The sequence below is a fragment of the Microbacterium halotolerans genome (assembly GCF_003569805.1).
GTDB classification, from domain to species: domain Bacteria; phylum Actinomycetota; class Actinomycetes; order Actinomycetales; family Microbacteriaceae; genus Microbacterium; species Microbacterium halotolerans.
Window position 1 is genome coordinate 156026 of record NZ_KZ984053.1, and the last position, 23812, is coordinate 179837.

The 23812-nt window shown below is 68.3% G+C and carries 18 protein-coding genes; 11 read left to right on the forward strand and 7 right to left on the reverse strand.

Translation table 11 applies throughout. The features are described from left to right. Window positions 1-103: 103 nt before the first annotated feature. From DZG09_RS12805 to DZG09_RS12820, 4 genes are read right to left on the reverse strand one after another with little or no spacing between them, the layout of a single operon-like run. Window positions 104-1147, reverse strand: coding sequence for an NAD(P)-dependent alcohol dehydrogenase (locus DZG09_RS12805; protein WP_119698146.1), 1044 nt, complete (start codon window positions 1145-1147; stop codon window positions 104-106). 48 nt (window positions 1148-1195) lie between these two features. Further along, the gene (locus DZG09_RS12810) at window positions 1196-2077 is read right to left on the reverse strand and encodes a carbohydrate ABC transporter permease (RefSeq protein ID WP_119698147.1); all 882 of its coding nucleotides are present in this window, start codon (window positions 2075-2077) and stop codon (window positions 1196-1198) included. After that, entirely contained in the window at window positions 2074-2931 is an 858-nt protein-coding gene (locus DZG09_RS12815) for a carbohydrate ABC transporter permease (protein WP_162893312.1), read from the reverse strand. Before DZG09_RS12815 ends, DZG09_RS12810 begins: the two co-directional genes overlap by 4 nt. Before the next feature lie 59 nt (window positions 2932-2990). Next, a complete protein-coding gene (locus DZG09_RS12820; RefSeq protein ID WP_119698149.1) occupies window positions 2991-4367 on the reverse strand; it encodes an ABC transporter substrate-binding protein in 1377 nt (458 codons plus the stop codon). A 113-nt stretch (window positions 4368-4480) separates the two neighbouring features. On the opposite strand from DZG09_RS12820, the gene DZG09_RS12825 reads away from it, so the two are divergent. Then, a complete protein-coding gene (locus tag DZG09_RS12825) occupies window positions 4481-5410 on the forward strand; it encodes a sugar-binding transcriptional regulator (RefSeq protein WP_119698150.1) in 930 nt (309 codons plus the stop codon). A gap of 81 nt (window positions 5411-5491) precedes the next feature. On the opposite strand, the gene DZG09_RS12830 is transcribed toward DZG09_RS12825, so the two are convergent. Beyond that, on the reverse strand, window positions 5492-6328 hold the full coding sequence (locus tag DZG09_RS12830) for an aldo/keto reductase (RefSeq protein WP_119698151.1): 837 nt from the start codon (window positions 6326-6328) through the stop codon (window positions 5492-5494). Window positions 6329-6463: 135 nt separating this feature from the next. Between DZG09_RS12830 and hrpA the strand changes: the two genes are divergently transcribed. Then, a complete protein-coding gene (hrpA, locus tag DZG09_RS12835) occupies window positions 6464-10429 on the forward strand; it encodes an ATP-dependent RNA helicase HrpA (RefSeq protein WP_119698152.1) in 3966 nt (1321 codons plus the stop codon). A 17-nt stretch (window positions 10430-10446) separates the two neighbouring features. Here the strand turns inward: hrpA and DZG09_RS12840 are convergent, their stop codons facing one another. After that, window positions 10447-11445, reverse strand: coding sequence for a helix-turn-helix transcriptional regulator (locus DZG09_RS12840; protein ID WP_119698153.1), 999 nt, complete (start codon window positions 11443-11445; stop codon window positions 10447-10449). Window positions 11446-11507: 62 nt separating this feature from the next. On the opposite strand from DZG09_RS12840, the gene DZG09_RS12845 reads away from it, so the two are divergent. Both DZG09_RS12845 and DZG09_RS12850 read left to right on the forward strand, forming a co-directional pair. Continuing rightward, window positions 11508-12548, forward strand: coding sequence for an ABC transporter ATP-binding protein (locus DZG09_RS12845; RefSeq protein ID WP_119698154.1), 1041 nt, complete (start codon window positions 11508-11510; stop codon window positions 12546-12548). Further along, on the forward strand, window positions 12545-13342 hold the full coding sequence (locus DZG09_RS12850; protein ID WP_119698155.1) for an ABC transporter permease: 798 nt from the start codon (window positions 12545-12547) through the stop codon (window positions 13340-13342). Before DZG09_RS12845 ends, DZG09_RS12850 begins: the two co-directional genes overlap by 4 nt. A gap of 10 nt (window positions 13343-13352) precedes the next feature. Here DZG09_RS12850 and DZG09_RS12855 read toward each other — a convergent pair whose 3' ends face one another. Further along, a complete protein-coding gene (locus DZG09_RS12855; protein WP_119698156.1) occupies window positions 13353-13958 on the reverse strand; it encodes a TetR/AcrR family transcriptional regulator in 606 nt (201 codons plus the stop codon). A gap of 76 nt (window positions 13959-14034) precedes the next feature. On the opposite strand from DZG09_RS12855, the gene DZG09_RS12860 reads away from it, so the two are divergent. From DZG09_RS12860 to xylB, 7 genes are all read left to right on the forward strand, one after another. Further along, window positions 14035-15225, forward strand: coding sequence for an MFS transporter (locus DZG09_RS12860; RefSeq protein ID WP_119698307.1), 1191 nt, complete (start codon window positions 14035-14037; stop codon window positions 15223-15225). A gap of 170 nt (window positions 15226-15395) precedes the next feature. Further along, window positions 15396-17606: an NADP-dependent isocitrate dehydrogenase gene (locus tag DZG09_RS12865; RefSeq protein ID WP_119698157.1), complete on the forward strand. Its 2211-nt coding sequence runs from the start codon at window positions 15396-15398 to the stop codon at window positions 17604-17606. 199 nt (window positions 17607-17805) lie between these two features. Beyond that, the gene (locus DZG09_RS12870; RefSeq protein WP_119698308.1) at window positions 17806-18741 is read left to right on the forward strand and encodes an NADP-dependent oxidoreductase; all 936 of its coding nucleotides are present in this window, start codon (window positions 17806-17808) and stop codon (window positions 18739-18741) included. Between the two features lie 141 nt (window positions 18742-18882). Beyond that, window positions 18883-20208, forward strand: a complete 1326-nt coding sequence (locus DZG09_RS12875; RefSeq protein ID WP_205529173.1) for an O-acetylhomoserine aminocarboxypropyltransferase/cysteine synthase family protein — start codon at window positions 18883-18885, stop codon at window positions 20206-20208. Between the two features lie 58 nt (window positions 20209-20266). Further along, the gene (locus DZG09_RS12880) at window positions 20267-21253 is read left to right on the forward strand and encodes a Gfo/Idh/MocA family protein (protein WP_119698158.1); all 987 of its coding nucleotides are present in this window, start codon (window positions 20267-20269) and stop codon (window positions 21251-21253) included. 107 nt (window positions 21254-21360) lie between these two features. Continuing rightward, window positions 21361-22281, forward strand: coding sequence for an NYN domain-containing protein (locus DZG09_RS12885; protein ID WP_119698159.1), 921 nt, complete (start codon window positions 21361-21363; stop codon window positions 22279-22281). A 55-nt stretch (window positions 22282-22336) separates the two neighbouring features. Then, the gene (xylB, locus tag DZG09_RS12890) at window positions 22337-23740 is read left to right on the forward strand and encodes a xylulokinase (protein ID WP_119698160.1); all 1404 of its coding nucleotides are present in this window, start codon (window positions 22337-22339) and stop codon (window positions 23738-23740) included. Window positions 23741-23812: the final 72 nt, after the last annotated feature.

Below are 23812 nucleotides of genomic sequence, written 5' to 3' on the forward strand. Positions count from 1 at the left end.
GCTGCCGAGATGCGCACTTTTCGCCCAAATGCGCCGATTCTGACGCCCCGATGTCCGAAAAGTGCGCATCTCGCGATGCCTGCGCGGGTCACACCCGCGCGCGTCAGCCCGTCAGCGAGGGGATCACCATCGTCTTGATCGCCTGCGGGTCGGTCTTGGCCTTCAGCAGCGCCTCCTCGGCGCCGTCGAGGCCGAAGCGGCCGGTGACCAGCGGATCGACCTGGACGGTGCCGGACGAGATCAGGTCGATCGCCGTCGGCCACGTGTTCACGTAGCGGAAGGTTCCCGTCACCATCACCTCGCGGTGCTGCAGCATCGCGATCGGCAGCTCCAGGAAGTCGCCTCCCATGCCCACGAGCACGGCGATGCCGCCTGGCCGGATGGTCGGCAGCGCCTGGGTGATGGCGCGTCCGTTGCCCGAGGCATCGATGTACACGTCGAAGTGCCTGTCCCACTGGGTGAAGTCGGCCTCGGTCGGGTCGACGGCTTCGGTTGCGCCGTGCTCGAGAGCGAAGCGGCGGCGGTTCTCGACGGGGTCGCTGATGACGATCTCGGTGGCGCCGAATGCGCGCGCCACCTGCGCGTTGAGCACGCCGATCGGTCCCGCGCCGGTGATGAGCACGCGAGACGAGGCCGTCACGCGGCCCTTGCGGTTGGCATGCACGGCCACAGAGACGGGCTCGGCCATCGCCGCCTGTTCGAACGTCATCGAGTCGGGGATGGTGTGGGCGAAGTCGTCGTCGATGATCTCGTAGTCGGCGAACGATCCGTCGCACGGATAGGCGCCGTAGAACTTGACGTCGGGGCAGAGGTGGTACTCGCCCTGCTTGCAGAACTCGCAGCGTCGGCACACGGTCTGCGGCTCGACCGAGACGCGGTCGCCGACGCGGTCGGGCGAGACGTCCGATCCCACGGCGACGATGCTGCCGGCCGATTCGTGGCCGAGAACGATCGGACCGTCCACCACGATGTCGCCGACGTTGCCGCTCTCGTAGAAGTGAGTGTCCGAACCGCAGACGCCGACGGCCTCGACCTTGACCAGCACCTGGTTCGGGCCGAGTTCGGGCACGGGCACCCGCTGCAGTTCGACCTTGCGCGGCTCGGTGAGCACCGAGGCCGCCATGGTGCTCGGGTAGGCGTTCGTCATGGGGTCCTTCTTTCTCTTTGATGCGAACGGATTGCGGGCGCTCTCGGGCTACCCCTTGACAGTGCCGGCGGTCAGCCCGCCGACGATCCAACGAAGCGAGAAGATCGCGAACAGCACGCCAGGCAGGATCGAGATGATCGTGGCGGCTGCCATGGGACCCCACTCGATCGCCTGATATCCGACGTACTGCTGGAGCCCGGTCGTGATGACCTGCGTCTCCCGCCCGGAGAGCACCAGGGGCAGTGTGTAGTTGTTCCACGCCCAGATGAACGACAGCATCAGACTAGCGCCGAGGCCCGGCGCGATGAGACGGAACATCACATGGCGGAACGCCGTCCAGCGTGAACCGCCGTCCACGGCGACGGCCTCCTCGAGTTCGCCTGGCAGGTCTTCGATGAACGATCGCAGCATCCAGACCAGCATCGGCAGCGTCACGATCTGATACGCCAGGATCAGGCCGAGGTAGCTGTTCGCCAGCCCCGTCTGCTGGAAGATCAGATACAGCGGCAGGATCACGAGCAGCTCCGGCGCGAAGCGCAGCGACAGGATGCCGAAGCCGATGTTCTCTCTGCCCTTGAACGTGAACCGCGCCAGCGCGTAGGCGGTGGGAAGCCCGATCACGAGCGTCACGAGCAGCGCACCGCCCGTGACGATCAGCGAGTTCACGAACGGAGTCAGGAACTCGGGTCCGCTGAACACCTCGATGTAGTTCTCCAGCGTCGGGGCGAAGAAGAACAATGGCGGGTTCGAGACGATCTGATCCGGCGTCTTGAACGACATCAGCAGGATCCAGGCGATGGGTGCGAGCGTGAAGATCGTCCACACGCTGAGCCCGATGATCACGAGCGTGTGCCCCGTCGCGCGGCGCGACCTGCGCGAGCTCTGGCCGCGGAAGGGAATCGTGATCGTGCGGTCGGTAGCGGTACTCATGCGGAGATTTCCTTCCGTCGAGCCTTCAGCAGGACATAGGAGAGCACGTAGCAGATGATCCAGAGCACGACGAGCGCCGCCATCGCCGCTCCGAAGTTCAGATTCCGGATGCCGTCGAGGTACGCCAGCACGTGCAGGTTCGTCGTCGCATCGACCGGGCCGCCCTTGGTGGTGGTGTAGATGACGTCGAACATCTTCAGCGAGTCGATTCCGCGGAACGCGATCACGACGACCAGGACCGGGATCGTGAGCGGAAGCGTGATCGTGAAGAAGTGCCGCAAGTTGCTGGCGCCATCCACCGCCGACGCCTCGCGCAGCTCCGTCGGCACGCTCTTCAGCCCTGCCTGCATCAGCAGTACGACGAACGGTGTGTACAGCCACACATCGATCAGGATGCAGGTGAGCAGTGCGGTGTCCGGCCCGTTGAACCAGAGCAGCCTGGTGCCGCCGAGCGCCTCGATCATCCAGTTCGTGACGCCGTTCTCTGTCAGCATCACCTTCCACATCAGAGCCGCGATCACCGGCGGCATCAGGAGCGGAAGCACGATCAGAATGCGGAAGTAGCTGCCGTAGCGGCCGTGGTTGAGCGCAAGTGCGATGAGCGTGCCCAGCACGACCTCGACGACCACGGCGGTCACGGCATAGGTCAGTGTGATCGCGATCGCGTGCCACCCGTCGCCGGTGGTGAACAGGTCGACGTAGTTCTCGCCCCAGTTGGGCTTCGGATCACCCCTGGTGAGGCGGTACGACGTGAACGACCAGTACACGCCGGTGAAGAACGGGTAGAGGATCGCGATGAGGACCGCGAGTCCTGGCAGAGCAAGCAGGTAGGGAAGATAGGGCTTGTGCTTCATGATGTGCCTCTCGAGGGAGTTCGGCGGCGGTCCGCATGCGCGGCCGCCGCCGAACTCGCTCATTCTTCGATCAGCTGGTCGATCTGTTCAGCAGCGTCGTCCATCGCTTCTTGGACCGTCTTCTGGTCGAGCACTGCGGCTTGCAGCTCCGTCGTCCAGATGTCTCCGACCTCGGGCCAGGCGGCGGACGGCGTGTACGCCCACTCGGCGTGATCCGACAGGATCTCCTGCCAGATCGCGTTGTAGTCCCCCCATTCCTCAGTCGCCGCGGCCATCTCGTCGCCCTGACCGACGGAGACGCGCGTCGGGTTCATGTTGCCCGCAGAGATCGCCTCCGTGAGGGACTCCTTCGACGATGCCCACTGAATGAACTGCCATGCCGCATCCTTGTTCGACGAGTCGGCGTTCATGCCGAGCGACCAGACCCACATGCTCGATCCGCGTCCCGCCGGCCCTTCGGGAGGAAGCCCGTAGCCGACCTTGCCGCCGATCGCGCTCTTCTCGAAGTCCGGAGCCATGTGGTCCGCATCGATGTAAATCGCGGCGTTTCCTGCGATGAAGTCCTGCTGCGCCTCGTACCACGTGTAGGTGCTCGCGGCATCCGGGGCGTACTGCATGAGCTCGACCCAGTCCTCCGCGGCGGCGATGCCCTCCGGAGAGTTCACACCCGCCTTGCCGTCCACGATGTCCTGAACACCGTGGCCGAGCACGAAGGTCGAGAACGGATTCAGCGTCGGATACGTCTTGTCCCCTCTGCTGACGAAACCCGAGATCTCCTTGCCGTCGAACGTTTCCCCATCGAGTTCCGACGCCGCCGAGATGAGCTCGTCGATGGTCTCGGGCGGCTCGATGCCGAACTCCTCCAGGATGTCGGTGCGGTAGAACAGCGAGTAGCCCTCCTCGTTGACCGGGACGGCCCACAGCTCCCCCTCGCCCGCACCGCCGAACTCCGTCTTGTCCCACCGAAGCGAGTCGATGAGCGCAGGGTAGAAGTCGTCGAAGTCCCAGTCGGGCGCCGTCCGTGTGTCGTCTTCGACCCACGGCTGCAGGTCCTCGATCCACCCGGCTGCCGCGTACTGGAAGTTCATCGGCTGCGAGGTCATGAAGGCGTCGTAGCTTCCCGCGCCGGACTGCAGCTCCGTGAGCAGCTTCACCATGTAGTCGGTTTCGGTGAGCGTCTCGAGATTGACGTCGACTCCGGTCAGCTCCTCGAACTCCGGAATCCGCTCCTTGATGGCGTTCGAGAACGGATGCTCACTCATCAGCAGGTTGAGTTCGGTGCCCTCGAAGTTCTTCCAGTCGAAACCGTCGAGTTCGGTCTCCGGTCCCTGCTGTGACCCGCCGCCTGCGCAACCGGCGAGCAGCGCCACTGCTCCTGCGCCTGCGGTCACGGCGATGAGGCGCCGAAGTGCTCTGCTGTGTATCTGGCGTTTCATGAGCTGTCCTCCTTTGGACGGTCGTGCAGGAGTGCGCTGGTTCGGAAGGTGCGCATCTCAGTGCCGTCCACAACAGAACCACGACCGCACATAGGTGTGCTATACCTGCACATATGAGCACATCACTCGGCGTTGAGCAGCAGGTGCTCCACGCGTACGTCGCGCTGGAGAATCTCGGAGCCGGACGCTCGATCAACGATCTCGCCGACGAGCTGGGGATATCGCGCTTCACCGTCTCGCGCATGGTGAAGCGCGCACGGTCCGATGGGCTGATCGATGTCAGAGCCACCATCGAGTCACCGGTGGACGTGGAACTGTCCGGTCGCCTGGCGGAGCGTTTCGGACTCCGTTCGGCGTTCGCAGTGCACACACCGGGCCCGGACGAGGCGCTGGCTCGTAACGTCATCGCCCGCGTCACGGCGCGCTACCTCGAAGAGAACGCGGTCGATGACGATGTGCTCGGTCTCTCCCCCGGGCGCACGCTCGTCGCAGCTTCTCGACTCGTCAACCGCATGCCCTATCTGGATGTCGTGCAGCTCACGGGCGTCGGGACGGCGCGAACGGAGGACGGTGCAGAATCGGTGACGAATCTGGGCAGGGTCGCCGGCGGCGGCACCTACCCGCTCTACGCGCCGATCATCTCTGAAGTGCCTGCCCAGGCCATCACGAGCCATCCCGCGGTTCAACAGACGATCAGACGCTTCGATCACCTGACGAAGGCCGTGATGACGATCGGCGGCTGGCCCGAATCCTCCCTGCTCGCCGAGCTCGTGCAGCAGCTCGGCATGCTCGATGAGCTGATGGGCCGCGGCATCGTCGGCGAGATCGGCGGAGTTCTGCTAGATGCCGACGGCCGTGAGGTCCCTGCGCCGGAAGGGCGCATGGTCGGCATCACCTCGGACCAGATCCGACGCACGCCCCTCGCAGTCGGTGTCGGCGGCGGCCCCAGCAAGACTCAGGCCGTGCTCGCGACGCTCCGCTCCGGACTCTGCCACGTCGTCATCACCGATGCGGATTCAGCCAGAGCAGCGTTGGCCGCATAGCGCGTCGGCATGATCCGGCTCGCAGACGCGCCGAGGGCCGGTCACCCCTGAACGGGATGACCGGCCCTCGGGGCGAGAGGATCAGTTGAACTCGAGCGGATGCGACCCGACGCGGCCGGAGCCGTCGCCGGGGTCGATCGCGTTGATCTGCTCGATCTCCGATGCCGTCAGCTCGAAGCCGAACACGTCGAAGTTCTCCGCCATGCGCTCCTTGCGCACCGACTTCGGGAACACGATGAAACCACGCTGCAGGTGCCAGCGCAGCACAGCCTGCGCCGGGGTGACGCCGTGCGCCTCGGCGGCCGCCGTCACCGCGGGGTGCTCGAACAGCGGGTACTTGCCCTGGCCGAGAGGGCCCCACGACTCGATCTTCATGCCGTTGCTCTCGGCCCACGCCAGCACGTTCGACTGCTGAAGGGCTGGATGCAGCTCGATCTGGTCGACGGCTGGCACGACGCCGGTATCTGCGACGAGCCGGTCGAGGTGCTCCGGCAGGTGGTTGGAGACGCCGATCGAGCGAGTCAGCCCCGCGTCGCGGATCTCGATCAGCTTCTGCCACGCATTCGAGTAGGTGTCGCGCTCCGGCGTCGGCCAGTGCGTGAGGTACAGGTCGACGTGGTCGAGACCGAGCTTGTCGAGGCTCGACCGGATGGCGTCGTGCGGCTTCTCCCCCGCCTGCTGGTCATTCCACAGCTTCGTCGTGACGAAGAGCTCATCGCGCGGGACACCGCTGGACGCGATCGCCGCGCCGACGCCCTCCTCGTTCCGGTAGATCGCCGCGGTGTCGATGTGGCGGTAGCCGACCTCGAGCGCCTCGGAGACCGCCTTCTCCGCCTCATCGGCCGGCACCAGGAACACACCGAAGCCGAGCTGAGGGATGTCGTAGCCGGAATTGAGCTTCACGCTGGGAACAGTCATGCCACCAGCCTATGACCGCTTCGCCCGGCTGTCGCCGGTATCGCGGCATACGATCCCCAGCGGCGGTTCGACCGGAACATGAACGGCGCGGTGTCCCCGCGGGAGCGTCGATCATCCGGAATAGACTGGAGGGCTATGTCCTCCGCCGCGCCCGTCATCGTCTATCCCCCGGAGCTGCCGGTCAGCGCCGCGCGCGACGAGATCGCCGAGGCCGTCCGCTCCCACCAGGTCGTCATCGTCGCCGGTGCCACCGGCAGCGGAAAGACCACCCAGCTGCCGAAGATCGCCCTCGAGCTCGGCCGCACCTCGATTGCGCACACGCAGCCGCGCCGCCTCGCCGCACGCACGATCGCGGAGCGCGTCGCAGAGGAGATGCAGGTGCCCCTCGGCGGCCTCGTCGGGTACAAGGTGCGCTTCACCGATCAGGTCTCCCCCGAGACCCAGATCGCGCTGATGACCGACGGCATCCTGCTGAACGAGGTGCACCGCGACAGGCTGCTGAGCCGCTACGACACGATCATCATCGACGAGGCCCACGAGCGCTCGCTCAACGTCGACTTCCTGCTCGGCTATCTCAGGCGCATCCTGCCGGAACGGCCGGATCTGAAGGTGATCATCACCTCGGCCACAATCGATCCCGAGTCGTTCGCCGCGCACTTCGCCGACCCGTCAGGCGAGCCCGCCCCCATCGTCGAGGTCTCCGGTCGCACCTACCCCGTCGAGATCCGGTACCGCCCCTTCGCACGGAAGGACGATGCCCCGGATGCCGACGACGGGCGGGCGGACGACGCTCCGGATGTCGACGAGCGGCACTACGACGCCGACGACGAGGTGCAGGCGATCGTAGAGGCGCTGCGAGAGCTCGACCGCGAGCCGCCGGGAGACGTGCTGGTGTTCCTGCCTGGCGAGGCGGAGATCCGCGATGCCCGTGATGCGGTGGAGGGAGCGTTCCGCTCCGGCCCCGCACCCACCGAGGTGCTGCCGCTGTTCGGCAGGCTGAGCGCTGCGGAACAGCATCGGGTGTTCGAGAAGTCGCGCGTCGCGGGTGTCAGGCGCCGCATCGTGCTCGCCACGAACGTCGCGGAGACGTCGTTGACGGTGCCGGGCATCAAGTACGTCGTCGATGCGGGAACGGCGCGTATCTCGCGCTATTCGAACCGCGCCAAGGTGCAGCGCCTGCCGATCGAGCCGGTCTCGCAGGCCTCGGCGCAGCAGCGCTCCGGCCGTGCCGGCCGCACCAGCGACGGCATCGCCATCCGGCTCTACGCTCACGACGATTTCGACAAGCGACCGGAGTTCACCGATCCGGAGATCCTGCGCACCTCGCTCGCGTCGGTCGTGCTGCAGATGCTGTCGCTCGGGTTCGGCGATATCGCCGAGTTCCCGTTCCTCACTCCGCCGGACTCGCGCGGTGTGAAGGCGGCGTTCGACCTGCTGGTCGAGCTCGGTGCCGTGTCGATGGGACGCGGCGGCGGACCCCGCCTGACGAAGACCGGCCGACGCATCGCGCGGATGCCGATCGATCCGCGGTTCGCCCGAATGCTCGTGGAGGCTGCGCGCTCGGGCGTCGCAGACGATGTGCTCGCCATCGTGGCCGGCCTGTCGATCCAGGACGTGCGCGAGCGCCCGGAGGAGCAGCGCGAGCAGGCCCAGCAGGCGCACGCGCGGTTCGTCGATCCGACGAGCGATTTCCTCACGCTGCTCAATCTCTGGAACCACCTGCGCGAGAAGCAGCGCGAACTGGGCTCGAGCGCCTTCCGGCGGCTCGTGCGCGCCGAGTTCCTCAACTATGTGCGCGTGCGCGAGTGGTTCGACGTGCACAGGCAGCTGCGCTCGCTCACGCGCGACCTCGACGACGAGCGCGGCCGCCGGAGTTCATCACCGGGGCAGCGAGCGGCGTCGGGGAGCGCAGAGGGCGGGCACCCGCGCGGCGACGAGATCCACCGTGCGCTGCTGGCCGGCCTGCTCTCACAGATCGGCGTGCTCGACGAACGCGAGACGCGCAAGGGAGACCGAGGCCGCGGAGCCGCCTACCGCGGCGCGCGCAATGTGTCGTTCCAGATCTTCCCGGGGTCCGGCCTGAAGAAGGCCAAGCCGAAGGCGGTGATGGCGGCGGAGCTCGTTGAGACCTCGCGCCTGTTCGCGCGCACCGTCGCCAGGATCGACCCGGCATGGGCAGAGGACCTCGCCGGCGACCTCGTCAAGCGACAGGTGTCCGAGCCGCACTGGTCGAAGGATTCCGGCGCCGCCGTCGCATTCGAGAAGGTGACGCTGTACGGCGTCGAGATCGTGCCGCGTCGGCGCATCCGGTTCGCGCGCGTCGACAGGGCGGCCTCGCGCGAGCTGTTCATCCGGCACGCGCTCGTCGAGGGCGAGTGGGATCCGACGCTGCTGCCGAAACCCGTGACGAAGTTCCTGCGGCAGAACACCGAGCTGCGCCGGCGACTGGAGAAGGTCGAGGAGCGCGAACGGCGCCGTGACATCCTCGCGGGCGACGAGGCCGTGTACGGCTTCTACGACCAGCGCGTGCCCGCCGAGATCTTCGACGTGCGCAGCTTCGAGGCCTGGTGGCGCGATGAGCTGAAGACGACGCCCGACCTGCTCACGATGCGCGAGGAGCACCTGCTCGACGACGAGGCGTCCAGCGATGCGCGCGACTTCCCGACGGCGTGGCGCCAGGGCGATCAGACGCTCCAGCTCGCCTACCGTTTCGAGCCCGGCGCGCCCGATGACGGCGTCACCGCCGTCATACCGCTCGCGCTGCTCGCCTCGGTCGAGGACGCCGGCTTCGACTGGCAGGTTCCCGGCATGCGCGACGAGCTCGTCACCGCCATGCTCAGGGCGCTGCCGAAAGCCATCCGGCGACACGTCGTGCCGGCCGCCGACTGGGCGGAGCGGCTCTCCGCCGAGCTTGCCGGTTCGGGCCCGGAGGACCACGACGGCCTGCCCCCGCAGTCGCTCGCCGAGTCGCTGGCGCGGCTCGTGCAGCAGCAGGCGAATCAGCCCGTCGCCGCCGATGCGTTCGAGACGGAGCGGGTGCCGGAGCACCTGAAGATGTCGTTCCGCGTCGTCGACGCCCGAGGCCGCACAGCAGGTTCGGGTCGTGACCTCGACGAACTGCAGCGCACGCTCGCCTCGAAGGCACGCGATTCCGTGGTCCGCCAGATCGAACGGGGCCCGCGTGCCGATCGCACGGGAGGCAAGGGCCCGGATGCCGTGGCGCAGGCCGCAAGCGCTCAGGCCGTCGAAAAGCAGGGACTGACCGATTGGACGTTCGGCGACCTGCCGGAGCGGGTCGATCAGAAGGTCGCCGGCGGCATCGTGCGCGGCTACCCCGCTCTCGTCGACGAGAAGCAGTCCGTCGCCGTGCGGGTCGAGACGACGGCCGAGAGCGCGGCACAGCTGACGCGGGCGGGGCTGCGGCGGCTCATTCTGCTGACCGTGCCCTCGCCGGTGTCGTACGTGCAGGAGCACCTCACGCAGAACGAGAAGCTGGTTCTGGCAGCGTCGCCGTACCCTTCGCCGAAAGCCGTGATCGAGGACTGCCTCGCCGCCGTGGCCGACGAGGCGATCGACCGGCACGGCGAGGTGCGCACTCGCGCGGCGTTCGAGGAGGTGCGCGACGATGTCTCACGAGGTTCCGTCGACCGCGTCATCGAGACCACGGCGCTGGTCGCGCGCGTCCTCGCCATCGCACGCGATGCGGAGCGCGCGATGAAGAAGGCGAACTCGATGGCGCTTCTCGGGGCGCTGAACGACGCACGCGGCCAGCTCGACGCCCTGCTGCCGAAGGGCTTCGTGCTTTCCACGGGACTGGACCGACTGCGACATCTCCCGCGCTACCTCGAGGGCATCCTGGTGCGCCTCGAGACGCTCCCGGATCATCCGGGGCGCGACAGGCAGTGGATGACGGAGTACGAGAAGGCCCGCGCGGTCTACGACGAGGCCGGAGGCGAGATCCCGCTCGCACCAGGATCGCCCGGGCGCGTCGTCAGGGCCCGCTGGATGCTCGAGGAGCTGCGCGTGAGCCTGTTCGCCCAGCGCCTGGGCACATCCGAGACGATCTCGGTGCAGCGCATCCAGAAGGCGCTGCGGGGCTGACGCGCCGCACGCAGAGCTCACCGCAGGCCATCGGTGCGGCTCGGCGGGGGCGGCGCGTCGAGTGCGCGCAGCATCCGCGCGAGCACCTCGCGCAGCTGCGCGCGCCCTGGTTCCGGCAGATCGGTGGTGTACTCGACGCCTTCGGGAATCCAGGAGAGGCCGTACATCGTCTCGCGGAAATCGGCTCCGCCGACCTGCCACCGCGTGTGCGACTCCCCCTCTGGCTCGGCACTCTGCCCCCACTGCCCGAAGTAGTCCCGCATCGTCGCGAACGGGAGCCCCATCACGACCTCCGCCTCGACCGGCTGCCGCACCCACGATCGCGCCACCAGGATGAACTCGTCGATCTCCTCGGGTGTCAGCGGTCTCGGTGAGAACAGCACGCGCGTGTGCTCGACGTCTGTGAGCCGATCGACGCGAAATGTGCGCCAGTCGTCCTTGTCGACGTCCCAGCACAGCAGATACCAGTGCCGTTCGGCCGGCGCAAGCGCGTGCGGCTCCACCCGTCGTCTCGTGACCGCTCCCGAGGCCGCCGTATAGGTGAAGCGCACGCGCTCATGATCGCGGCATGCCAGCGCCAGTTCGCCGAGCACCGCACCCGACACCGGTGCACCCGGGCGGAGGCCGGCGGGCTGCACCGCTTCAGCCAGCGCATTCACTCGCCGGCGCAGCGGAGCCGGCAGCACCTGCTCGAGCTTCGCGAGTGCCGTGATGGTCGTCTCAGGGCCGCTCACCAGCCGCCCGTTCGCGGCGACGCGCAGCCCGATCGCCATCGCGACGGCCTCTTCGTCTGTGAGCAGAAGCGGTGGCACCGCGCTGCCTGCTTCGAGGCGGTAGCCGCCTGCCGCGCCAGGCATGGACTCGATGCGGTAGCCGAGATCGCGCAACCGCTCGACATCGCGTCTCACCGTGCGCTCGGTCACGCCCAGACGCTGCGCCAGTTCGGCACCCGGCCAGTGCCGGTGAGTCTGCAGCAGGTTCAGAAGCGAAAGTGCTCGCGTCGTGGTGTCGGCCATACTGCCATGGTGCCCGACATTGAGGACCGAATCTGTCCGCATTGACTTCTAGCGTTGTTGTCATGGCGAACGAACCGATCATCGAAGCCCACGAACTCACCAAGCACTTCACCGTCAAGAAGAAGACCGTCGAGGCGGTCACCGACCTCACCTTCGAGGTCGCCCGCGGCGAGCTCGTCGCATTCCTCGGCCCCAACGGGGCAGGAAAATCCACCAGCCTGCGCATGCTCACGACCCTGGAGGCACCGACATCCGGCTCCGCCCGCGTGGTCGGCTTCGACGTACGGCAGCGCCCCGCCGACGTCCGAGCACGCATCGGCTACGTCGGGCAGCTCACCAGCGGCAGCTTCGCGCAGCGCGCCCGCGACGAGCTGCTCAGCCAGGGCGCGTTCTACGGCATGTCCAAGCCGGCATCACGCTCTCGCGCCGACGACCTCATCGAATCGCTCGGCCTCGCGAGCTTCGCGAACCAGTCGGTGCAGCAGCTCTCAGGCGGCCAGAAGCGCCGCCTAGACATCGCACTCGGACTCATGCACTCGCCCCCGCTGCTCTTCCTCGACGAACCGTCGACGGGTCTCGATCCGCAGAGCCGCGCGAATCTCTGGCAGCACATCCTCGACCTGCGCGCGCAGCACGGCACGACGATCTTCGTCACAACGCACTACCTCGAGGAGGCCGACCGCTTCGCCGAACGCGTGATGGTCATGGACAAGGGGCGGGTCATCGCCGACGACACGGCCGCACGGCTCAAGGCCGACCTCACCGGCGACCTGATCACCCTCGGGTTCGGCAGCGAAGCGGATGCCTCGGCCGCCGTCTCCGTCATACAGCAGCTGTCCGGCCGCGAAGTGCGGCGCGAAGCCACGGCGACCATCGCCCTGACGGCACCGCACGGCGACGCCCTGCTTCCCCGAGCCGTGCGCGCGCTCGACGCGGAAGGCATCCGGGCAGAGCGGGCGACAGGAGTTCCGCCCACCCTCGACGACGTCTTCCTCGCCCTTACCGGCCGCACCCTGCGCGAGGCAGGCGAAGACGAAGCGACAGACCACCAGCGACAGGATGCTTCCACCGAGGAGCCCCTCACAGAAGGAACGCAGCGATGACCACCCAGACGCAGACGGCGCAGGCCGATACCAGCGTGCGTGTCGATCTCGCGCGTGACACCTGGAACGTTCTCACCCGGGAGCTGAAGCCGGTCCTGCGCGACCCGTTCTCACTGATCTTCAGCCTGGTGCAGCCGCTCGTGTTCCTGGGTCTGTTCGCGCCGCTCCTGATCGGGCAGTCAGGGCAGCCGGCAGCAGAGACCCTGGTGTGGTTCGTGCCGGGCGTGCTCGTGATGATCGTGCTCTTCGGGACAGGGGCAACCGGATCGAATCTCCAGTACGAGATGATGACCGGCTCGCATGAACGCACCCTGGTCGCACCACTCGCGCGCTCGTCGCTGCTCATCGGCCGCGCGCTCAAGGAGATCGCGCCCATCGTGGTGCAGGCGCTCGTCGTGATCGTCATCGCGCTGCCCTTCGGCGTTTCGATCGACGTGCTCGGGCTCGTGATCGGCCTCGCTCTGCTGGCGGTGTTCGGCGTCGGTCTCGGCTCGCTGTCGTACGCACTCGCACTGCAGACGAAGGATCGCGAGTGGCTGTTCTGGGGCGTGCAGCAGACGCTGCTGTTCCCGCTGCTGATCCTGTCGGGCATGCTTCTGCCGCTCGATGACGGACCGAAGTGGATGCAGGCAGTCGCGGTCGCCAACCCGGTGAACTGGGTCGTCCAGGCGGAGCGCGCGCTGATCGCCGGCGACATCGCCACGGCTCCGGTGCTGTGGGGCTGCGTTGCGGCGCTCGCTCTCGCCGCCGTCGGTCTGCTCGTAGGAGTGCGCGCCATGCGCAAGAGCAGCTGAAAGGCCGCACTCAAGCGGATCGGCGCGGCGCGCGGACTGCCTCAGTCCGCGCGCCGTCCCCGCCGCCCGCGACGAGTGCGTGCACGGTCTGGGCGACCAGCGCGCGATCGAGCGGCGTCCGTTCGAAGGTGCGATGCATCGGCCACCCCTCGATCAGCACGTCGAGGGCGCGCGCGACCGGCTCGGGGAAGTGCATCATCAGGCTCTCCCGACTGCGCAGCAGCCATCTGCGCGTGGTCTCGGCCACGGCCGGGTTGTGGTTCGCATACGCATACATCTCGAAGATCAGCACCATCTCGCGCGGCTCGGCGTAGACCGGACCGCAGATGAGGTCGACGACTGCAGCCTCAGCATCGGCCGGCGATGCAGCGCTCGCCACGATGTCGGCGTAGGTCACGGACATCGTCTCCGACAGTCGCGCGAATGCGCTCGCCAGGATGTCGTGCAGTCCGTCGAAGTGGTAGGTCAGCGACCCCAACGGCACCCCTGCCGCCTCCGCGATACGGCGGTGCGTCGTCGCGTGCACGCCGACGTCGGCGACCACGTCGAGGGTTCCGTCGAGAATCCTCTCGCGACGGTCAGGGTCATTCGGAACGCTCTTGCGAGTGCCTGCCATTCGTTCACCATGGCAGGTGCGCAGAGGATTCGCAAAGTGTGTACGATTGTACGCACCCTTGTCGATCGGAGTCCTGTTGAACCCTGCCGTGCTGCGCCGCCGCAATGCGCTCTTCGTGCTGTTCGCGCTTCCAGGCGTGGGCATCTCGTCGTGGGTCACGCGCACCCCAGACGTACGCGACCTGGTCGAAGCCTCGACCGCGCAGATGGGGTTCATCCTGTTCGGCCTGTCGATCGGGTCGATGATCGGCATCCTGTCGTCCGGACCGCTCGTCGCCCGCTTCGGAACACGCATCGTCATCGCGCTCGGTACGGCCTGCGTCGCCGCCGGAGTCGCACTCGTCGGCATCGGCGCCGCGCTCGGCCACGGACCGCTCGTCGGCATCGGCCTCGGCTTGTTCGGGCTCGGGATGGGCGGCGGTGAGATCGCGCTCAACGTCGACGGCGCCGAGGTCGAGAAGTCGCTCGGCAGGGCTTTCCTACCGCTCGTGCACGGTTTCTTCAGCCTCGGCACGGTGCTGGGCGCCGTCGTCGGCATGACGCTGACGGCGACCGATTTTCCCGTCGCAGTCCATCTCGGTGTCGTCGCCGTCGTCGTCCTGGTCGCCCTCGCCGCGTCGATCAGGTTCATCCCCGACGGCGTCGGTCGAGCGGTCTCCGCCGAGGCGATGCAGCACGCTCCCTCTCGTCGCCCCGTCTGGCGCGACGGGAACCTGCTTCTGATCGGCGTCATCATCCTCGCCCTCGCCATGGCCGAAGGCACGGCGAACGACTGGCTGCCGCTCGTGATGGTCGACGGGCACGGGTTCGACGCCGAGCTCGGCTCGGCGATGTACGCGGTCTTCGCGGCGTCGATGACACTCGGGAGGTTCATCGGCGGCAGGTTCGTCGATCGATTCGGCCGCGTCGCGGTGCTCGCCGCGAGTTCGATCCTCGGTGCCACGGGGATCACCGTCGTCGTCTTCGTCGATCATCAGCTCGCCGCAGGCGCTGCGGTTGTGCTGTGGGGCCTGGGAGCCTCGCTGGGGTTCCCGGTCGCACTCTCCGCCGCGGGCGACGGCGATGAGAACACGGCGGCCCGCGTCGCGTTCGCCGCGACGATCGGGTACGTGGCCTTCCTCGTCGGCCCGCCGATGCTCGGGCTGATCGGCGAGGAGTTCGGGCTCCGGCGAGCGCTCATCGTCGTGTTGGGTCTGGTCGCGATCGCAGTCTTCTTCGCACCGGCCGCGCACCCGCGCCGCACCCGCACGGCTTCCACAGCCGCATAGCCGCACAGCCGCTGCGGGAGCGGAACCCATGGGCTGCGCACAGCCGCGCATCCGGTCGTTCATCCCGTCGAGGGAAAACGCCCGCGACGCTCAGGTATCTTGAAGTCGAGAGAACCTCACACTTCGAGGCTCGCCCCCGGCATATCCCCGATCACTGGAGCGCCACGCGTATGTCCACCATCATCTACACCCACACCGACGAGGCGCCGCTGCTGGCGACCTACTCGCTGCTGCCGATCATCGAGGCGTACGCGAAGAAGGCCGGAGTCGAGTTCGAGACCCGCGACATCTCGCTCGCCGGCCGCATCATCGCGCAGTTCCCCGAGCGTCTCACGGAGGAGCAGCGCACCGGCGACGCGCTCTCGGAGCTCGGCGACCTCGCCAACGATCCCGCGGCGAACATCATCAAGCTGCCGAACATCTCGGCGTCCTCCCCGCAGCTGAAGGCCGCGATCGCCGAGCTGCAGGCCGCAGGGTTCGACCTGCCCGACCTGCCGGAGGACCCGCAGACCGAAGACGAGCGCGACATCGCCGCACGCTACGACCGCGTCAAGGGATCGGCTGTGAATCCCGTGCTCCGCCAGGGCAACAGCGACCGCCGCGCACCGGGCGCCGTGAAGTCGTACGCGAAGGCGCACCCGCACCGGATGGGTGAGTGGAGCGCAGACAGCAGGACTCGCGTCGCGACGATGGGCAGCGACGACTTCTTCTCGAACGAGAAGTCGTACGTCTCCCCCGCCGCTGACACGCTCCGAATCGAGCATGTCGCAGAGGACGGCACCGTCACGGTGCTCAAGGACACGCTCCCGGTGCTCGCCGGTGAGGTCATCGACGCGACGTACATGAACGTCGCCGCGCTCGACGCATTCCTCGCCGAGCAGGTCAAGGCGGCCAAGGCAGACGGTGTGCTGTTCTCTGCACATCTGAAAGCCACCATGATGAAGGTCAGCGACCCCATCCTGTTCGGTCACGTCGTCGAGGCGTACTTCGCGCCCGTGTTCGCCGAGCACGGCGAGGCACTCGCCGCTGCCGGGCTGCGCGCCCGTGACGGACTCGGCACGATCTTCGCCGGGCTCGAGGGGGTGCAGGGCGGCGCGGAGATCAGGGCCGCGTTCGAGGCGCGGATGTCGGACGGCCCCGAGCTTGCGATGGTCAACAGCGACAAGGGCATCACAGGGCTGCACGTGCCGAGCGATGTCATCATCGACGCCTCGATGCCGGCGATGATCCGAGGCGGCGGCAAGATGTGGGGACCCGACGGCAACGAGGCGGAGACCCTCGCCGTCATCCCCGATTCCTCCTACGCCGGCGTCTACCAGGCCGCGATCGACGACTGCAAGGCCAACGGCGCGCTCGACCCGACCACGATGGGAACGGTGCCGAACGTCGGTCTGATGGCGCAGAAGGCCGAGGAGTACGGCTCGCACGACAAGACGTTCGAGCTCGCCTCAGCCGGAACCGTGCGCATCGTGACCGCGACGGGCGACGTCGTGATCAGCCACGAGGTCGCCGCCGGTGATGTCTGGCGCGCCTGCCAGACGAAGGACGCCCCGATCCGGGACTGGGTGAAGCTCGCCGTCACGCGTGCGCGCTTGTCGAACACCCCTGCCGTGTTCTGGCTCGATGAGAACCGCGCCCACGACGCGAACCTGATCGCGAAGGTGAACGAGTACCTGATCGAGCACGACACCGACGGCCTGGACATCCGGATCATGGCCCCGGCCGAGGCGACGACGTTCTCGCTGGAGCGCATCCGCCAGGGCCTCGACACCATCTCGGTGACCGGGAACGTGCTGCGCGACTACAACACCGACCTGTTCCCGATCCTCGAGGTCGGCACGTCTGCGAAGATGCTGTCGATCGTGCCGCTGATGGCCGGCGGCGGCCTGTTCGAGACCGGTGCAGGCGGCTCTGCGCCGAAGCACGTGCAGCAGCTGGTCGAGCAGGGCTACCTGCGCTGGGACTCGCTCGGCGAGTTCTTCGCGCTGGCGGCATCGTTCGAGCACCTCGCGCAGTCGACGGACAACGCCAAGGCGCAGATCCTCGCCGACACGCTCGACGCCGCCACCGCATCGTTCCTCGAGAACGACCGCTCGCCCGGCCGCAGACTCGGCACGATCGACAACCGCGGCTCGCACTTCTACCTGGCGCTCTACTGGGCGCAGGAGCTGGCGAAGCAGACCGGCGATGCCGAGCTGGCCGCCGCGTTCGCTCCGCTCGCCGAGAGCCTGGCCGCGAACGAGCAGACGATCGTCGACGAACTGCTCGAGGTGCAGGGTCGGCCCAGCGATATCGGCGGCTACTACCGCCCGGATGATGCGAAGGCCGCTGCGGTCATGCGCCCGTCCGCGACGCTGAACGCCGCGATCGACGGGTTCTGATCCCGCGACCGTCCCCACCGGCCCATCCGGCGCCCCTCCGCGGGCGTTCCGGATGGGCCGGTACCGTTCCTGCCGCCGTCCCCGACACGACGCAGTCGATGCCGCCGCCCCGTGACCTCGCCCGGTGCTCCGCACCTCGACGTCCCGCACATCGGCAGATCGACTGCGTCACGCACCGGCGGTCGGTAGGCTCGGTGCCATGACTCAGGCGGTGCAGTACTCACAGCTCGGCGGTCCGGAAGTTCTCGTGGTCAACGAGGTTCCAGATCCGGTGGCTGGGCCGGGCGAGGTCACCATCAGGGTGACGGCGGCCGGTGTGAACCCGATCGACGCGAAGCTGCGCGCGGGTGTGCGCCCTTCCGGCCCGTTCGACGGTCCGCGCGGTGTCGGCGCGGACGGCGCAGGACACATCACCTCCGTCGGCGACGGAGTCGACGGGTTCCGCGTCGGCGATCCCGTCGCGTTCGGCTGGGCGGCCGGCGCGTATGCGACGGACATCGCCATCGCCGCCGAGAAGGTCGCTGCCCGACCGGCGGGCGTCACGGCAGCGCAGGGAGCCGCGCTGGGCATCCCAGCCGGCACCGCCTACCAGGGCGTGCGCTCCCTCGGAGTCCGCGGCGACGACACCCTGCTCATCCACGGCGGCTCCGGCGCTGTGGGTCAGGCGGCGATCCAGTTCGCGGCCGCCTCGGGCGCGCGCGTGATCGCCGCCTGCAGCGAGCGGCGCGCCGACCGCGTGGCCGCGCTCGGCGCGATTCCGGTGCGCTACGGCGACGGTCTCGTCGAGCGCGTGCGGGGCGTCGGCGAGGTCACCGCGATCTTCGACTGCTTCGGCTCAGACGAGGCCTTGGCCCAGTCGCTCGAGCTGCTCGCAGACACCTCCAGGATCGCGACGATCGTCTCCGGGGCGAAGGCGGCAGGTCTCGGCATCCGGGCCTTCAGCGGCGGCTCCCCCGAACCGCTCACCGATCAGCAGCTCGCTTGGCGCGCCGAGGCGCTGCCCGTGGCGCTGGCGCTGCTGGCGGCCGGCGCGTTCAGCGTCGAGCTCGGAGAGCGCTTCGATCTGGCAGGCGCCGCCGACGCGCACCGCGCCATCGCCACCGGAGCCGCTGGCAAGCTACTCATCATTCCCTGAGAAGCGGGCCTCGTGGCTCAGGTGCGGAAGAACGCCCTCAGACAGAGGCATAGCAGCGATCTCCCGCACCTGAGCAGTCCGCGTATTTCCGTCCGTGACGGATGGTTGGGGGTTCATGCAGTCGGTTGAGAGGATGATCCCGTGAGCACCGAGGAATCGTCGCACCTGCCAGCCGGTTTCGTCACCGACCAGCTGGGCGCCGGCTACGTGCCGGGCGCCGTCGCGCAGCAGACGGTCGCCGTGCCGATCCACCAGAGCTCCGCGTACCAGTTCCGCAGCCTGCGCGAGGCGCGCGATCGGTTCGCCCTGCGCGAGAAGGGGTTCATCTACAGCCGCAACGCACACCCCACCCAGGCGGTTCTCGAACAGCGCGTCGCGGCGCTCGAGGGCGGCGTCTCTGCTGCCGCGACGGGTTCGGGCCAGGCGGCGACCACCGTCGCGGTGCTCGCTCTCGCCGGCCGCAGCGGTCACGTGGTTGCTTCGAACCAGCTCTACGGCGGCACCGTCGATCTGTTCTGCGACACATTCGCCGACTTCGGCATCGAGGTGACGCTCGTCGACCAGGATGACCTCGATGCGTGGCGCACCGCCGTGCGCCCCGAGACCCGGGCCTTCTTCGCCGAAGGTGTGGCGAACCCGGTCGCCCAGGTGCTCGACATGCCCGCCGTCGCCGAGATCGCCCACGCGGCCGGAGTTCCGCTGGTCGTCGACAGCACCGTGGCCACACCCGTGCTGCAGCGTCCCAAGGAACTCGGCGCCGACGTCGTCGTGCATTCGGCCACGAAGTTCCTCTGCGGTCACGGCACCTCTCTCGGCGGCGTCGTCGTCGACCTCGGCACGTTCGACTTCGGCGCGGAGCCCGAGAAGTGGCCGTATCTGACCGAGCCGCACTTCCGCTTCGGCGGCGTGCCGCTGTGGCAGGCGTTCGGACGGGAGGCGGCGCTCACGACGCTGATCAAGTCGAAGTACGTCGCCGACCTCGGGCCGGCGATCAGCCCGTTCAACGCCTTCCAGATCCTGTCCGGCATCGAGACGCTGAATCTGCGCGTCGCCCGGCACGCGTCATCCGGACTCGCCGTCGCCGAGTACCTCGCCTCCCACCCCGCCGTCGCGGCTGTGCATCATCCGGGGCTCGAAGACAACCCGTGGCACGAACTGGCCGAGCAGCACCTGCCCGCCGGCTCCCCCAGCGTGTTCGCGTTCGACCTCGCAGGAACGGGCGACGACGAGGCGGACTACGCCCGCGCCGAGCGAGTCATCGATGCGCTGAAGGTCATCCGGATCGTGGCGAACATCGGCGACGCCCGCACCCTCGCCTGCCACCCGGCGACGATGACCCACAACCATATGACGCACACCCAGCTCGCGTCCGCCGGCATCTCCTTCGCGACGATCCGACTCTCGGTCGGGCTCGAAGAGCCGTCGGAGCTCATCGCCGACCTGCAGCAGGCCCTGGCCGCCTTCTGACGGCCAGAGCCATCGCCTGAGCACGCGTTCGACGCTGCGGCCCAGTAGGCTCGATGCCATGAGCGGACTTCGATGGGGCATTCTCGCAACGGGCAACATCTCGCGACTGTTCGCGGCCGACCTGCGCACAGCGGGGCTCGACCTGCGCGCCGTCGGATCGCGGTCCGTCGAGGGGGCGATCGCGTTCGCTCGCGACTTCGACATCGCGAATGCGCACGGCTCGTACGAGGCGCTCGCAGCCGATCCGGACGTCGACATCATCTACGTCGGCACACCGCACCCGATGCATCTCGAGAACGCGGAGCTGGCGCTGCGAGGCGGCAAGCACGTCATCGTCGAAAAGCCGTTCACCCTCAACCGTTCCGAGGCGGAGACGCTGCGCGATCTCGCGGCCGAGCGCGGGCTGGTCGTCACCGAGGCGATGTGGACGCGCTATCTGCCGCACATGCAGCGCATCCGCGAGATCGTCGCTTCCGGGGACCTCGGCGAGATCCGGGGCCTGTTCGCCGACCACACTCAGAAGCTCGCGGATGACCCGGCGCACCGCATCAACGCCCTGGAGCTGGGCGGAGGCGCGCTGCTCGACCTCGGCATCTACCCGATCTCGTTCGCGTGGGACATCCTGGGCGCTCCGGATTCGATCAAGGCGACGGCGCGGTTCGGGGAGACCGGCGCCGACACCGAGGTCGCAACGGTGATGCAGCACCCGTCGGGCGCGATCTCCACGACGTTCTCGTCCTCGCGCGCCGCGGGGCCCTCGACCGCGAGCATCGTCGGCACGAAAGGTCGCATCGACATCGACGGCGCGTTCTACACCGCCACCTCGTTCCGTCACATCAGTTCGGACAGGACGGTGATCGAGAGCTACTCCTCCACCTACGACGGACGCGGCATGCAGTTCCAGGCGATCGCGGCCGAGCAGCGCGCCGCAGCGGGCGACCTCACCGGAGATCTGCTCCCCATCGACGAGACGGTCGCGATCATGGGCGCCCTCGACGACATCCGGGCCCAGATCGGCCTCCGCTACCCCACAGAGACCCCCTGACACCCGCGACTCTTCATTTCTGGCACACATCCGGGTGGTCACCGCATCGGATTCGTGCCAGAAATGAAGAATCGGCTCGGGAACCGGCAGGGGGCTAGGCTCGGGGCATGGCTGATCCTCGCGTTGCGGTGTACCTCGACTTCGACAACATCGTGATGAGTTGGTACGACCGAGTGCACGGGCGCAACTCGTACTCGAAGGACCGCGCGAAGATCGCCGACGACCCCACGGACGCGGAGATCGCCGAACGGCTGCAGCTGGCGACGATCGACGTCGGCGCGATCATCGACTATGCCGCCTCGTTCGGCACGCTCGTGCTCACGCGGGCATACGCCGACTGGTCGTCTCCGGTCAACGCCGACTACCGGCAGCAGCTCGTGGCCCGCGCCGTCGATCTCGTGCAGCTGTTCCCCGCGGCCGCGTACGCGAAGAACGGCGCAGACATCCGGCTCGCGGTCGACGCAGTCGAAGACATGTTCCGGCTGCCCGATCTCACCCACGTCGTGATCGTCGGCGGCGACAGCGACTACGTGCCGCTCGCGCAGCGCGTCAGGCGGCTGGGACGCCACGTCGTCGGCGTCGGTGTGGCCGGGTCCACCGCCAAGTCTCTGGCTGCCGCGTGCGACGAGTTCGACGCATATGACACGCTGCCCGGAGTGTCGGTCCCCGAGAAACCGGCCCGCAAGCGCCCTGCAGCGAAGAGCGAGGAGGCGAAGCCCGATGCCCCGGTCGAGGAGACGAAGCCGAAGCGCCGGCGCCGCAAGCTGCCGGACGAACCGGAGCCGGATCCCGTCGAATCGGCGACCAGACTGCTCCAGCGCGCCCTCGAGCTGGGCGGCCGCGACACCAACGACGACGCGGAGTGGCTGCATGCCTCGGCCGTGAAGCAGCACATGCGCAGAATGGACCCGTCCTTCAGTGAGAAGGGCCTCGGCTTCCGATCCTTCAACGCATTCCTCCGTGCGCGCGACGACATCGCCGAGCTGTCCGAGTCGGGCCACGAACGACTGGTGCGCTTGAAAGAGTAGCCTCCGGACTCACGTGGCCGTACCGGGGGCTCCCATCCGGGTAGGCTTGGGAGCCATGAGCCTTGTTGCAGGTGTGGACTCCTCGACGCAGAGTTGCAAGCTGATCATCCGCGACCTCGAGACCGGCACGGTGGTCCGCCAGGGGCGGGCCTCCCATCCGGATGGGACAGAGGTCGACCCGCGGGCGTGGTGGGACGCGTTCCTGACCGCGCTCGAGCAGGCGGGCGGACTCGACGACGTCGACGCGGTGGCCGTCGGCGGCCAGCAGCACGGCATGGTCGCCCTCGACGAGGACGGCCGCGTCATCCGGCCGGCGCTGCTGTGGAACGACACCCGCTCGGCCGGCGCAGCGGAGGATCTCATCGCCGAGGTCGGTCGCGACGAATACGCGGCGCGCACGTCGCTGGTGCCCGTTGCGTCGTTCACCGCGACGAAGCTCCGCTGGCTGGCTGACAACGAGCCGGACAACGCGGCCCGGATCGCCGCCGTCGCGCTCCCGCACGACTGGCTGACCTGGCGCCTGCGCGGATACGGGCCCTCCGACGAGTCGGAGCTCGGCCCCGTGCTGGGCGAGCTCGTCACCGACCGCTCGGAGGCGAGCGGGACCGCCTACTTCGATCCGGTGTCCGGTGAGTACGACCGCGATCTGCTCTCGCGCGCGCTGCGCCGAGACGCCGCCGACGTGGTCCTGCCTCGCGTGCTCGCACCAGACGAGTCGGTGTCCGGTCCCCACGGCATGCGCGTCGCGCCGGGAGCCGGAGACAACGCCGCCGCGGCTCTCGGCCTCGGCGCCGGCGCAGGAGACGTGGTCGTCTCGATCGGCACATCCGGCACGGTGATCGCCGTCACCGACGTGGCGGTACGCGATGACTCGGGCACCGTGGCGGGCTTCGCGGACGCGAGCGGACGATACCTGCCGCTGGTGACGACGATCAACGCCGCGCGAGTGCTCGATGCGACCGCCCGTCTGCTGGGCGTCGACCATGCGGAGCTGGCACGCCTCGCACTCTCCGCTGAGCCGGGCTCGAGCGGCCTCGTGCTGCAGCCCTGGTTCGAGGGTGAGCGCACGCCGAACCTGCCGAACGCGACGGCGACGCTGTTCGGCATGACGCTCGCCTCGACGACGCGGGAGAACCTGGCCCGCGCCGCCATCGAGGGCGTGCTGTGCGGCCTCGCAGAGGGGCTCGACGCCGTGCGTCGGCACGGCGTCACCGCCGAGCGGATCCTGCTGATCGGCGGTGCTGCGCAGAACGACGCCGTCGCGGCGATCGCCGCTCAGGTGTTCGATGCCCCCGTCACGCGCCCCGAACCGGGTGAGTACGTCGCCACCGGCGCCGCGCTGCAGGCGGCGTGGGCGCTGACCGGCGAGCGCCCGTCATGGCCCGTGCGTCTGCTCGCCGACCCCGCCACCGACCCCCGACCGGTCATCCGAGACCAGTACACCGCCCACCGCTCCTGACCCTGCCCAGGCTGCCGAGATGCGCACCTATCACCGAGATGCGCCGATCCTGACCCGCTCTCGTCGCAGAAG

Excerpts from the sequence above, each read along its gene's own strand:
- DZG09_RS12805 (WP_119698146.1), bottom strand. The coding sequence starts at position 1,147 with ATGACGAACGCCTACCCGAGCACCATGGCGGCCTCGGTGCTCACCGAG.
- DZG09_RS12810 (WP_119698147.1), bottom strand. The coding sequence starts at position 2,077 with ATGAGTACCGCTACCGACCGCACGATCACGATTCCCTTCCGCGGCCAG.
- DZG09_RS12815 (WP_162893312.1), bottom strand. The coding sequence starts at position 2,931 with ATGAAGCACAAGCCCTATCTTCCCTACCTGCTTGCTCTGCCAGGACTC.
- DZG09_RS12820 (WP_119698149.1), bottom strand. The coding sequence starts at position 4,367 with ATGAAACGCCAGATACACAGCAGAGCACTTCGGCGCCTCATCGCCGTG.
- DZG09_RS12825 (WP_119698150.1), top strand. The coding sequence starts at position 4,481 with ATGAGCACATCACTCGGCGTTGAGCAGCAGGTGCTCCACGCGTACGTC.
- DZG09_RS12830 (WP_119698151.1), bottom strand. The coding sequence starts at position 6,328 with ATGACTGTTCCCAGCGTGAAGCTCAATTCCGGCTACGACATCCCTCAG.
- hrpA (WP_119698152.1), top strand. The coding sequence starts at position 6,464 with ATGTCCTCCGCCGCGCCCGTCATCGTCTATCCCCCGGAGCTGCCGGTC.
- DZG09_RS12840 (WP_119698153.1), bottom strand. The coding sequence starts at position 11,445 with ATGGCCGACACCACGACGCGAGCACTTTCGCTTCTGAACCTGCTGCAG.
- DZG09_RS12845 (WP_119698154.1), top strand. The coding sequence starts at position 11,508 with ATGGCGAACGAACCGATCATCGAAGCCCACGAACTCACCAAGCACTTC.
- DZG09_RS12850 (WP_119698155.1), top strand. The coding sequence starts at position 12,545 with ATGACCACCCAGACGCAGACGGCGCAGGCCGATACCAGCGTGCGTGTC.
- DZG09_RS12855 (WP_119698156.1), bottom strand. The coding sequence starts at position 13,958 with ATGGCAGGCACTCGCAAGAGCGTTCCGAATGACCCTGACCGTCGCGAG.
- DZG09_RS12865 (WP_119698157.1), top strand. The coding sequence starts at position 15,396 with ATGTCCACCATCATCTACACCCACACCGACGAGGCGCCGCTGCTGGCG.
- DZG09_RS12870 (WP_119698308.1), top strand. The coding sequence starts at position 17,806 with ATGACTCAGGCGGTGCAGTACTCACAGCTCGGCGGTCCGGAAGTTCTC.
- DZG09_RS12880 (WP_119698158.1), top strand. The coding sequence starts at position 20,267 with ATGAGCGGACTTCGATGGGGCATTCTCGCAACGGGCAACATCTCGCGA.
- DZG09_RS12885 (WP_119698159.1), top strand. The coding sequence starts at position 21,361 with ATGGCTGATCCTCGCGTTGCGGTGTACCTCGACTTCGACAACATCGTG.
- xylB (WP_119698160.1), top strand. The coding sequence starts at position 22,337 with ATGAGCCTTGTTGCAGGTGTGGACTCCTCGACGCAGAGTTGCAAGCTG.